Source organism: Pricia sp., from assembly GCF_041745955.1.
In the GTDB taxonomy this organism is placed as follows: domain Bacteria; phylum Bacteroidota; class Bacteroidia; order Flavobacteriales; family Flavobacteriaceae; genus Pricia.
The window spans coordinates 1-10,632 of record NZ_JBGTHY010000196.1 but is presented as its reverse complement, the minus strand read 5'-3'; the positions used below and the strand labels follow the sequence as shown (position 1 = coordinate 10,632).

The 10,632-nt window shown below is 46.0% G+C and carries 12 protein-coding genes; 5 read left to right on the top strand and 7 right to left on the bottom strand.

All coding sequences use genetic code 11. The features are described from left to right. The 5 genes from ACEW8S_RS06920 to ACEW8S_RS06900 all read left to right on the top strand — a co-directional run. A partial coding sequence (locus ACEW8S_RS06920) for an MFS transporter (RefSeq protein ID WP_373517438.1) occupies positions 1–599 on the top strand: 599 nt, incomplete at its 5' end. Between the two features lie 129 nt (positions 600–728). Next, positions 729–1,907 carry a glycosidase gene (locus ACEW8S_RS06915; RefSeq protein WP_373517437.1) on the top strand — a complete coding sequence of 393 codons (1,179 nt, stop codon included), beginning with the start codon at positions 729–731 and terminating at the stop codon, positions 1,905–1,907. 6 nt (positions 1,908–1,913) lie between these two features. After that, positions 1,914–3,095, top strand: coding sequence for an AGE family epimerase/isomerase (locus ACEW8S_RS06910; protein ID WP_373517436.1), 1,182 nt, complete (start codon positions 1,914–1,916; stop codon positions 3,093–3,095). 31 nt (positions 3,096–3,126) lie between these two features. Beyond that, positions 3,127–3,996, top strand: coding sequence for an SMP-30/gluconolactonase/LRE family protein (locus ACEW8S_RS06905; protein ID WP_373517435.1), 870 nt, complete (start codon positions 3,127–3,129; stop codon positions 3,994–3,996). Next, positions 3,996–4,580, top strand: a complete 585-nt coding sequence (locus ACEW8S_RS06900) for an SDR family NAD(P)-dependent oxidoreductase (protein ID WP_373517434.1) — start codon at positions 3,996–3,998, stop codon at positions 4,578–4,580. The genes ACEW8S_RS06905 and ACEW8S_RS06900 overlap by 1 nt, the downstream gene beginning before the upstream one ends. Before the next feature lie 10 nt (positions 4,581–4,590). Here ACEW8S_RS06900 and ACEW8S_RS06895 read toward each other — a convergent pair whose 3' ends face one another. The 7 genes from ACEW8S_RS06895 to ACEW8S_RS06865 form a co-directional block, all read right to left on the bottom strand. Next, entirely contained in the window at positions 4,591–4,779 is a 189-nt protein-coding gene (locus ACEW8S_RS06895) for a type II toxin-antitoxin system HicA family toxin (protein ID WP_373517433.1), read from the bottom strand. Then, the gene (locus ACEW8S_RS06890; RefSeq protein WP_373517432.1) at positions 4,776–5,000 is read right to left on the bottom strand and encodes a type II toxin-antitoxin system HicB family antitoxin; all 225 of its coding nucleotides are present in this window, start codon (positions 4,998–5,000) and stop codon (positions 4,776–4,778) included. Before ACEW8S_RS06890 ends, ACEW8S_RS06895 begins: the two co-directional genes overlap by 4 nt. Before the next feature lie 54 nt (positions 5,001–5,054). After that, positions 5,055–5,264: a hypothetical protein gene (locus ACEW8S_RS06885; RefSeq protein WP_373517431.1), complete on the bottom strand. Its 210-nt coding sequence runs from the start codon at positions 5,262–5,264 to the stop codon at positions 5,055–5,057. A 108-nt stretch (positions 5,265–5,372) separates the two neighbouring features. Beyond that, positions 5,373–6,953: a glycoside hydrolase family 28 protein gene (locus ACEW8S_RS06880; protein WP_373517430.1), complete on the bottom strand. Its 1,581-nt coding sequence runs from the start codon at positions 6,951–6,953 to the stop codon at positions 5,373–5,375. Positions 6,954–7,217: 264 nt separating this feature from the next. Beyond that, entirely contained in the window at positions 7,218–8,954 is a 1,737-nt protein-coding gene (locus ACEW8S_RS06875; protein ID WP_373517429.1) for an efflux RND transporter periplasmic adaptor subunit, read from the bottom strand. Between the two features lie 18 nt (positions 8,955–8,972). Beyond that, positions 8,973–9,464: a DUF305 domain-containing protein gene (locus ACEW8S_RS06870; protein WP_373517428.1), complete on the bottom strand. Its 492-nt coding sequence runs from the start codon at positions 9,462–9,464 to the stop codon at positions 8,973–8,975. 17 nt (positions 9,465–9,481) lie between these two features. Next, positions 9,482–10,632: HAD-IC family P-type ATPase (locus tag ACEW8S_RS06865; RefSeq protein ID WP_373517427.1), on the bottom strand; the 1,151-nt coding region annotated here is incomplete at its 5' end.

Here is a 10,632-nt window from a genome sequence, read left to right as displayed (position 1 = left end):
AGGACGCCTTTATGTTGCCGATCCTTGAAATTTCCATCACGTTCAGTACGCTGTACCTGGTCTTGGGGCAAGCGGCCAATATCGTGGGCGTGGTCATGGCGAAAACGGTATCCGATAGGTTCGGAAAGAAAAAGACCTTTCTTTGGGCCATGATCATCGCCTCCATATTAAGCTGTATATTTTTCTGGTTCAGGGAAGATAACCTTGCGTTAATCTTTGTTTTCCAGTTTCTGATCAGTATCTGTGCCGGTATCATTTTTCCGCTGCTGTGGTCTATGTATGCCGATATCGCCGATTATTCGGAATGGCAGACCGGGCGCAGGGCAACGGGACTCATATTCTCATCCTCATCGATGTCACAAAAAATGGGATGGACCTTGGGCGGTGCCGTTACCGGATGGATGCTCGCCTACTACGGTTTCGAGGCCAACGTCGCACAGACGGAGGAAGCAAAAACAGGCATACGGATGATGCTCAGTTTTATGCCCGCCATCGGGGCTTTTTTATCCGCCGTGTTCATCTTTTTTTATAAACTGGACGACCCTACCATGATAATGGTCAACAAAGAACTGACAGAGCGAAGAGCCAACGAAGAATAAAATATCACCTTGAGCGCCCGCCAGAATGACATCAGCAGGCAGGCAATCGAAAGACCAAATTCCAAATAAAAATTCCCCCCGAGGCTTCGGGGCCAAAAAAATAAATTGCAATTCCAAATGAACAAAAAAATGACCCTACCCAAAACTGCGGACACCTTTGACCAGTTATTCCAAGAACACAAAAAATTGATACAAAGAACGAACAGCCCCTTACCGAGTTCCAACGGTATTTTTCAACGCTACGAACATCCGATAATTACGGCCGCACACGCACCGATACACTGGCGGTACGACCTTTATGAAGAAACCAATCCGCATGGGCTCGAACGGATCGGCATCAACGCGACCTTTAACGCCGCTGCCATAAAATGGAAAGACAAATACGTGCTCGCCGTTCGGGTGGAAGGTAGCGACAGGAAATCTTTTTTTGCTTTTGCAGAAAGTCTGAACGGCATCGATAATTTCAAATTTTGGGAACGGCCTTTGCTGCTTCCCCAAAACAAGGATGAGGATATCAACGCCTATGATATGCGCTTGGTTCGGCATGAGGACGGCTATATCTACGGCATCTTCTGTACCGAAAAAAAAGATCCCAATGCCCCCAATGGCGATACCTCTTCGGCCATCGCCAATGCAGGCATCATCCGATCCAAAGATCTCGAAAATTGGGAACGGCTTCCCGACTTGATTTCCAATTCGAACCAACAACGCAATGTCACCTTGCATCCCGAATTCGTAAACGGCAAGTATGCAGTTTATACCCGGCCCCAAGACGGATTTATAGATACCGGTGCCGGTGGCGGTATAGGGCTTGGATTTCTCGAGAAAATGGAGCATCCCCAGGTTATGGACGAGGTCATCATCAATCCCAAAAAGTATCATACGGTCTATGAACTTAAAAACGGCCAAGGCCCATCCCCCTTAAAAACAAAGGACGGATGGCTGCACCTTGCCCACGGAGTTCGCAACACGGCAGCGGGATTGCGGTACGTACTATATATGTTCATGACCGATCTGAACGACATCCAAAAGGTCATCCACCAGCCCGGCGGCTATGTGCTGGCGCCCAATGATGCGGAGATTATCGGCGACGTCGGTAACGTCTTGTTTTCCAACGGATGGATCGCCGACGACGACGGAAAGGTGTTCGTCTATTACGCCTCCTCCGATACCCGCACGCATGTTGCTACCTCTACCATCGATATCCTAATCGATTATTGCAAGAACACGCCCGAGGATAAATTGTATTCCAACGGATCGGTCGAGACTATTTTGGAATTGATCGAAAGGAATAAGGGCCTATATTAAAATATTATGCAAGAGGAATTCTCAACGAAGGTCAAATCAGAACTGAAAAATATCCTAGACTTTTGGCAGAAAAACGCCCCCGATTTTGAACACGGTGGTTTTTTGGGCCGCATAAACCATTTTGGCACGACAATTCCGGAGTCTCCCAAAGTTATCATTCTTAATACCCGTATTTTATGGGCATTTTCCGCGGCATCCAATCATTATGGGGACGACCGTTATAAAAGCGAATGCGAGAGGGCCTATTCCTATTTACTAGAACGCTTTAAGGACTCTTCGCAGGGCGGTGTTTTCTGGGAACTGGATTACTTGGGACAACCCACCAACCGAAGAAAACAAGTGTATGCGCAGGCATTTACCATCTACGCCCTTTCGGAATATTACAAGTTCTGCCAAAAACCCGAAGTCTTAAATTGGGCCATGGAACTCTTCAATCTAGTCGAAACCCATGCCCTCGACCTTGATTTAGAGGGATACACCGAAGCTTTCGCCGAAAATTGGGATGCTATCGAGGATATGCGCCTGAGCGAAAAAGACCTCAACGCCCCCAAGAGCATGAACACCCATTTGCATATTATGGAGGCCTATACCACCCTTTTTGAGGTGAATCCGGGTGCCAAAGTCCGGCAAGCCCTTGAAAACCTGATACTTTTATTTTTGGACAAATTCGCTTCGGACAACAACCATTTTAAACTCTTTTTTTCAGAGGATTGGAAAAACCTATCTTCCGAGGCATCCTACGGGCACGATATCGAAGCGGTCTGGTTGATGATACATGGTGCAAGAACGCTAAAAGATACGGACCTCATCCAAAAAACCGAAGCCTTTGCCGTTACGGTTACCGATACCTTTATCAAAGAGGCGCTGGACGAAGACTTTGGTGTTTTCAACGCCATCGATTATAAAACGGGAAAGTTGGATGCTGACAAACATTGGTGGCCCCCTGCGGAAGCTATCGTGGGTCTTCTTTATGTTTCCAAAATTACAGGGGATGAAAGTTACAGTTCCGTTGCACAAAAGATATGGCAGTTCATTGATGACGAAATTATCGACCACAACAACGGGGAATGGTTCTTTCGAGTAGACCGACAAGGTAAACCGTATATCAATGAAAACAAGTTGGGACCTTGGAAAGCCCCGTACCACAATAGTCGAGCTTGTATGGAAATCATAAAATTGTTAGCTTAGGAGACTTGAATGAATTGCTTACCATTAAAAAATGAAAGCAACACCCATATTAGACATCAAACCTATTCATGGTGAAGGGCCGCTTTGGTGCCCGGCGCAACAAAAATTCTATTGTGTCGACCTTATAAAGGGATCTTATTTTAAGGTGGATTGGAAAACGGGAAAATCACAGGAATTCAATGTAGGCCAAGAACTGGGCGTAATCGCCCTTTGCGAGAGCGGAAAAATAGTGGCTGGCGTCAGGGACGGTTTCGGTTTTTATGATGGGACCACCGATCGTTTGGAACTGGTTGCCAATTCTCCCGAAATCGATGTCCCCGAAAGACGGATGAACGATGGGGCCGTCGACCCTAAAGGCCGCTTTTTTGCGGGCACTATGGAATATGACGGAGTCAATCCTACGGGAAATCTCTATCGCTTGGATGCCGATCACAGCGTACATCAGTTGGAAACTGATATCTTTATCACCAATGGAATGGGATGGTCTCCCGACCAGAAAACCTATTTTATGATCGATACGAGCCGCAATGTTCTATATGCCTACGATTATGACATCGAGACCGGAAATATTTCCAACAGAAGAAACCATATCGAATGGTCCAAAAACGAATTTCCGGATGGTATGACCGTTGATAGTGAAGGCGGGTTTTGGGTGGCGATGTGGGAGGGATCCAAGGTCAGTCATTTCAACGCCGAGGGGCATTGGATAGAAGATATCGCGGTACCGGTACGACACGTTACCAGCTGTTGTTTTGGGGGCGAGAATCTGAAAATACTTTTGATCACTACTTCCCGTATCGATTTATCGAGAGAGGAGCAGGAAGCAAATCCCCTTGCTGGACGCTGTTTCGCCGTAGAAACGGATACTGTAGGGCAAGTAGAACCTAAATTTAAAGGATAATGGCAAATGTAATCGTAACAGGTGGTGCAAAAGGCATCGGTAAGGCCTGCGCCGAATATTTTCTTAATCAAGGGGATTCGGTTATCGTGTTGGATTTGGACAAGGAAGCCCTCGACAATTTGAACCAGGGAAAGGGAAAATTAGTATCGATAATTTGTGACTTTTCAAAGGATAAGGAAGTAAAAGAGGCCATCGAAAAAGGAATATCCGAAATTGGCGAAATCGACGTGCTGGTAAACAATGCGGGCATTCAACGGTACTCTACCGTAACCGAGACGACCGAGGAAGAATGGGATCTGGTCATGAACGTGAATCTCAAAAGTGCTTTTCTGTGTTCGAAATACGCCCTGCCATCGATGCAGAAAAAAGGGAAAGGCGCGGTCATCAACGCGTCCAGCGTCCAGGCGTTTATTTCACAGGAAAGGGTGGCGCCCTATACCACTTCAAAAACGGCCCTATTGGGGCTGACCCGGAGCATTGCTGTTGATTATGCCCCCAACATCCGCTGTGTGGCGGTTTGCCCGGGAACCGTTGATACGCCCATGTTGCGGGATGCGATTTCTAATCACTGCGTACCGAATTGAAATTAAAAAATCACTTTAGTTGGGACTGTTTCAAGATGCTGTTAAGCGTTCCCCTGGGAACTTCATCGGAAATCCGATGGTAGGCAACGGTAACGATACCCTTTTTATCTTTATGCTTAAAGGCGCGATGGCTCCCTTTTTGGCGTACTTGGTACCAGCCGTCCTTCTCGATCATCTCAACGATCTGCATGTACTTCATGTCCCGGTGATTACCAACATTTGTGAATCGGAAGAAGGTTCAGGAATGACCAAGCCTTCGTCGGCCATTACTTCCAAATGTAGGGTCATGGCCTCGATAATGTTCATCTCGATCTCCTGCCTGTCCGCTCCTGCGGAAGTACAACCTGGAAGGTCGGGTACATAGGCACTATAACCGTCCTTGGACTTCTCGTAAATAACAAGGTATTTTCTTGTGCTCATAACCATACTCTTTATTTGTTGTATTAATGTATCGAATCCCTAAATATTATATTACTATAAATTTACCATTAATATGCGTTTTAGGCAAACGAAATGCGCGGCCGAGCTTATCAAGGCTTGGGTGGTGTCGTTGCGCATTTCCGTCCTGCCGGAATAGGTGAACGCTGTCTGCGCCGCGTTAAAAACCTCATATTTCTTTTCAGTACTAGTTTTACACAAAAGCATAATACTTAGGATGAAAAGCAGAAACAATTTAGGGTACATAATCGTCGTTTTTCGGTTAAAAAAAGGAAAAGTTATTACGTATGGCTCCCATTGAAACGAAAGTACTTTGTCATTCCATCGAGAATTTCCGGAGGGGAGCGTTATTAATTATGGCTCTAATATAGACGAAAGAACCTGGTCATCCAATTGTATATTTTCGGTCTTGTACAGGATAATCTGCTTCTTATCGGGGTTGGGCAAATTAATCTGGTCCATGGTAACACCCTCCACATTATCAAACACAAAAGCCGGCCGAAAATCAGGATCATCCAAGGTCAGATCGATGTTCTTAAAAGTCATCCCCTTAGCATGCCGAACGTAAAATCCCCAAGCCGGCAGTTCGCCGAACATGTGGAACTCGGGATAGTCCTTTTCGTTTTCCGGAACTTGGTCCAACCTACTCAAAGGCACATAGGCCATCCCTTTGGATGCTCTGCCGGGATAGCTAATACTTATATTTTCCAGCACCACATTTTCCACCTCATAGCCTTTCATCCCAGATATGGAAGAAGGAAAAGTATTGTGGAAAAAATCGACTTCAGGGCCGCGCATATCATAGTCGCTATCGGGCCTTCCGAAGGGTACTTGCACTTTAACATCCTTAATATGAACGTTTTTTACGATACCGGGCGTTTCCCCGTCCCGATGACCCAAGCGGATAAAAATGGCATTTCCCGTATTGACGGCTTCGATGTTTCGGATGTCAATATTTTCGATGACCCCTCCATCGACCATCTCCAAGGCAATGGCAGAGCGAAAGGTGTCAAACACCTTAATGTTCTTGATGGTCACGTTTTTAAAGCCGCCATAGGAAGCCGTGCCGAATTTGATGGCACTGGCACTGGAACGGATGGTGCAATCGGCAATGTAGATGCTGTCGTTAAAATGGCCCGGATAATAGGATTTCAGGCAGATGCCGTCATCGGCGGAATCGACATCGCAATTAGTGATCCTGACGTTTTGGGAATCCGTAATATCCATGCCGTCATTGTTCCAATAGGCCCGGTTGGTCAGTTTTAGATTATCGATAGTCAGATCGGAACACAGCTCGAAGGATAGGCCCCAACAGGCTCCGTTCTTGATTTCAAGGTCCGTTATTTTCACCTGCTTACATTGGGAAAACCGGAACAACTTGGGCCTCACGGTCTCACTGGGCCGCATGCGATGCTCGCTGTAGTTGGGGTCTATTTTAACGCCCGCGGGGTGCAGACTATCGATGTTCAAGGCCAGGCCCCTGCCTTGTCCGTCGATCAATCCCTTACCGGACAAGAATATATTGTCGGCCTTGTTTGCCAAGACCAAGGCCAGTTGTGAGTTGTCGTCATTTTTAGGGGAACTCGGCCTGCCCTCGGTAGTCATGGCCTTGTAATCGTTGGGGTTTGTGCTCCCCAGAAGTACGGCACCGGCTTCGAGATAGAGGTCCACATTACTCCGCATTTCGATACTTCCCGATAAAAAGGTTCCTTTGGGAAACAAAACCCGCCCGCCTTTTTTTCTTTTATGGGCAGCATCTATGGCCGCTTGTATGGCCTCGGTATTCATGGTTTTTCCATCTGCGACGGCACCATAATCAACAATATCGTATACTTTTTTTGCCGGTAGCTGTTGCCCGTGAGTTACCTTGGGTTGAAAGAATAGGTAAGAAAGGATGATAACACTAAAAAATAATTTGGATTTAATGGGATGCATTTTTATGGGTTTGATTTACGCCTAGAGGCCATGAAACCGTTGAACTCACCCGCTATCAGGCAAGATTCAAAGATATCAACAATCAAATTAAATGATTTATTTGAAATTAAGCTAACCCATTTTCTGCTTTTTAAGGTACTATCCTTTCAAAAAAATAAGTTTTACCCTTATTCACATAAAATGGAACAAAAGAGTGGGATAGAATGCGGGTCTTGACCGGGGTCGGGGTTAATAAGGATGAATAAAGGAAGCTTTTCAATCACGTTAGTTTATTGAATCAACGACACTCCCGCACGTCATCATCTGTTCGCCATAATAGGGGTTGCGTATTTCCTTATCGGCACTTATCCAAAAGGCTCCCTTGTTATTATCGGCCATCGGACATTTGTGGATGAATACTTTGGAATCCATATCATCAATGTTCATAACTATAGGCACCATATTCTGGTTCAGGACCACAAAATGGCTGCGTTGGTTTTCAATAGCATCGTTTTCTGCAATGGCGGTCAACATTTTTTTTATTTTAGAAAAATGGGATTTTTCCATTTTACCCAATTCCGTTTCCGGGACGGCCTCAATTTTCTCTAATGTCGCTTTTGCAAACGTCACCACTTTTTTGGCGTCGCTAGCGACAAAAGCATCCTTCATATCCAAATAAGGGATTATACTTTTTTTAAAGGCGTCTTGGGTGTTTTTGGATAGTTCCATTCGCATCTCCGACATCGGTTCATTATCTTCGCCGTTGCCTTGGTTCATCATCGATTTTTTGCCTTGCAATTGGGCGGCGGCATCTACGGTAAACGTGCCGTTGGTCACGATCTCATCACCATCCTCTAGGCCGGATGCCACAGCAAAAGTATCCTCGTTTCTATTGCCGAGAACAATTTCCCGCATTTCGAAAACGGGCTCGTTGGGATCGGTCTTAACATAAACCAAAGAACGCTCGCCCGTCCATAGTACTGCACTCGCAGGAATGCTGAGCTGTTCCGAAGAAACTTCGGACTTGCTTTCGATCTTTCCGGTCACGAACATACCGGGCTTGAAAATTCCCTCTTTGTTGTTTAGAACCGCACGTACCGTAACCGTTCGCGTTTGCGTATTTAAAACGGGGTCGATAAAAGAAACGGTAGCATCGAATGCCTTGTTGGGATAGGCATTGGAAACTATCTTGATATTTTGCCCTTTTTTGAACTGTGCGATTTGATTTTCGTAGGCATCGAACTCCGCCCAGACCGAATTGAGATTGCTGACTTTTAATATAGGCTGGCCCTGCTTTACATAATCGCCTTCAAAGGCCATTTTTTCGGCTACCGTACCGGAAACCGTCGCATAGATCGGAAAATTCTCCTTTACTTCACCCGATTCCTCGATACTGTTGATCTGGTTTTCGGTTAGTTTCCAAAGCTTTAATTTGTTCCGAACTGCCTTGTACAGGCTCGGCTGCGATTCTTTTAGGGAGGCTGCGGTAATCAGTTCTTGCTGCGCGGCTATAAGATTGGGCGCATAGAGCGTGGCCAGTAGTTGGCCTTTTCTTACTTGTTGTCCTTCGTAATCGATATTGAGGCGCTCTATCCTACCGTCAAAATAACTAGCCTGTATGGCGTTGGCTTCCTCGTTCATCTTGATTTTTCCGGACAATGAAATTGCATTGTCGCCCTCTACCGTTGCATTACCGACAACGGTCGTACGGATATTGGCCAAGGCCATTGCGTTTTTGGTCATCTTTATCTCGTTCATCGCCAAGCCTTGGGCACTCGATTCCACGGGAATCAGGTCCATTCCGCAGATGGGGCAGTCGCCAGGCTCGGGCCTCATGATCTGGGGGTGCATGGAGCAGGTCCACATTTGTTCTGCGGTTTCTCCGGAATGGTCATGGCTGTCGGACCTATTTGGATTATCCTCATTCGCCATGGATCCATTGGCAGATCCACCGAAAATAAGATAGCCCGCTAAAAGGCCCACGACGACTGCAATACCGATGTATATTATGTTTTTGTTCATGTTTTCTAGATACTAATTCTAATTTTCAGATTCCAATCTTTTTATCATCGCTTTCATTTCCCCAATTTCCTTTCTTTGGGCCTTGATAATAGCTTCGGCCAACTTCTTTACTTCCGGATCTTCGATAGCGGCCCGCTCGCTCGTCAAGATAGCGATGGAGTGATGCGGAATCATGGCTTTCATCCACAGCACATCGCCAACTATCGGTTTTTGGGCCCGCACCAGTACCAAAGCACTAACGAAAAGCAAAAGGCTTCCGATATAAATGGTCATGTTCTTTTTCCTGTTTGTATACATTTTAAGCATGAGGGATAACATAATAACGGCCATTGCTGCAATTCCCAAACAGGACATGTAGAATCGGGTCAGACTAAAATAGACATGGTCAATTTCGTAGGTGTTCAGATACATGGTGATGTACATCGCAACAAACGATAGCCCTAGCATGAGCATAAAATTCGAGTAGTTGTTGCCCATTTTGTCTTGATTCATTTTATCGTTGTGTTCCATAATTTTGAGTTTTATAATTATTGAACTGATTTTGTCCGTAACCTCAGGGCGTTGGCAATGACCGATACGGAACTGAAACTCATTGCCAGGGCGGCAATCATGGGCGATAACAGTATCCCAAAAAATGGGAACAGCACGCCCGCCGCGATCGGCACTCCTAAAGTATTATAAATCAGCGCAAAAAACAGGTTCTGCTTTATATTTTTCATCACGGCATCGCTCAGGTTTCTTGCCTTTACGATGCCATGCAGGTCTCCTTTTACCAAGGTAATCATGGCGCTTTCTATGGCCACATCGGTACCTGTGCCCATGGCAATTCCCACGTCACTTTTGGCCAAGGCCGGAGCATCGTTGATACCGTCGCCGGCCATGGCTACGACATGGCCTTGTTCCTGTAATTTCTTGACTTCCTCGAGTTTGTTTTCCGGTAACATTCCTGCCTTGAAGTTGGCCAAATTAAGTTCGCTAGCGACTGCCTGTGCCGTGTTGTGATTATCTCCCGTAAGCATAATCACATCGATTCCTTTGTCTTGCAGTGCCGCGATAGCCTTAGCACTTGTTTTCTTGATTTTGTCGCCTATCACTACATAGCCGGCCACCTCGCCATCGACAGCCAAATAGGAAACGGTTTTCCCTTGTTTTTGAAAGGATTGCGCATCGTTTTCCATTTCGGAGGAGATGGTGGCTTTGGCATATTCCATCATTTTGGCATTTCCCAGGGCCAACTTTTTCCCATCCACTTTGCCTTCGACCCCCTTTCCCGTGACAGCACTAAAATCCTCAACTTTAAGTATTTCAGTCTTTTGCTCTTTTCCATATTTCACGGTAGCTTCGGCGAGTGGGTGTTCGCTAGAGCTGTTCAAGGAAGCTACAAGTTGGGTTATTTCCTTTTCAGAAAAGGAATCGCCGAATGCGCCCATTTTTTCTACCGTGGGTTTTCCTTCAGTGATCGTTCCTGTCTTATCGATAATCAAGACGGCAATGGCATTGACCAGCGCATAGACATAAGCGGGTTCAGGCCCCCAGATGGCCCAGACCACAAAGGTGATTACCGCAATAATAACCACCACAGGCACAAAATAACCTGAAACGGTATCTGCTAATTTCTGAATAGGTGCACGGCTGCGGCTGGCATCGTTTACCATGTGTATGATTTGGGAAAGTAGGG